Below are 1,306 nucleotides of genomic sequence, written 5' to 3' on the forward strand. Positions count from 1 at the left end.
CTAGTCATAGTGAATTAAAAGATTCGGGTAAAGGAATGAGCCAAACTATGACTAAAGGAAGAAAAACGACTGTAGAAGAACGCATTGATATCGCAAAAGCATGCCTAGCGAACGGAAAGAATTATCAAGAGGTAGCGACACAATACGAGGTGTCTTACCAACAAGTCTATCAATGGGTACGTAAATTGGAAGAAGGCGGTGAAGAAGCACTTCAGGATCGTCGTGGCCGCACAAAACCTGAAGAAGAGCGTACACCAGAAGATGAATTGCGTTTAAAAATTCAACAAATCGAACATGAAAATGAATGTTTACGTGCTGAAAATTTACTTTTAAAAAAGTTAGAGGAAATCGAAAAGAGGCGTCGTTAAGTAGAATTCGTACGCAAAATCTTTATTTAGCGATTCAAGAATTAGCAGAAAAAGAAAATCTATCGATCGTGTTACTCTGCCAACTGGCGAAGGTTTCACGTGCAGCTTACTACAAATGGTTAAAGCGTCAACCAACAGCACAAGAGCGAGAAAACGAACAACTAATGGCTTCTATCCAACATTTATATCCCCAAGTCGATGGTATTTATGGCTACCGCCGCATCACGATGACCATTAACCGCCAACGTGAAAAAGCAGGCTTGGCGAAAGTGAATAAGAAGCGTATTTATCGCCTGATGCAAATTGGTGATTTACAGGCAGTCATTCGACGTCGCCCGAAAAAGTACCGAAAAGTGAAACCCGATTACGTGGCTGAAAATGTGTTAGCACGTGAGTTTACAGCCGAAAACCCAAATCAGAAATGGTGTACAGATGTGACAGAGTTCAAGTATGGCAATGGCAAGAAGGCATATTTAAGCGCCATTATTGACCTTTATGATAAGTCCATTGTGAGTTACGTATTAGGCCATTCAAATAATAATGACCTTGTTTTTAAGACGGTGAGACCCGCTGTTCGTCAGCTGTCAAAGGAGGAGTTTCCACTTTTACATAGTGATCGAGGGTATCAATATACATCAAAAGAATTCAAACGAATCATGGAGAAAGCCAAGCTGACACATAGTATGTCAAGAGTCGGTCGCTGTATCGATAATGGACCGATCGAAGCATTTTGGGGGACATTAAAAGTAGAGAAGTATTATTTACATAAGTATGAGACGTATGAAGATTTAAAACATGCGATTGATACGTACATCAAATTCTATAACAACGAACGTTACCAAGAAACATTAAACGGCTTGAGTCCTTTAGAATTCAGGTCTCAAGCCGCTTAAAGCATTTTTATTATTTCCGCTGTTTACTTGACAGGGAGCAGTTCA

General features: G+C 40.0%; 1 pseudogene. It reads left to right on the forward strand.

Features of this window, described 5'->3' with window-relative positions:
* Nucleotides 1–1,261 (forward strand): annotated as a pseudogene (locus DDE80_RS14365) (IS3 family transposase); the annotation flags it as partial.
* Nucleotides 1,262–1,306 lie beyond the last annotated feature (45 nt).

This window comes from Metalysinibacillus jejuensis (genome assembly GCF_003057615.1).
GTDB classification, from domain to species: Bacteria; Bacillota; Bacilli; order Bacillales_A; family Planococcaceae; genus Metalysinibacillus; species Metalysinibacillus jejuensis.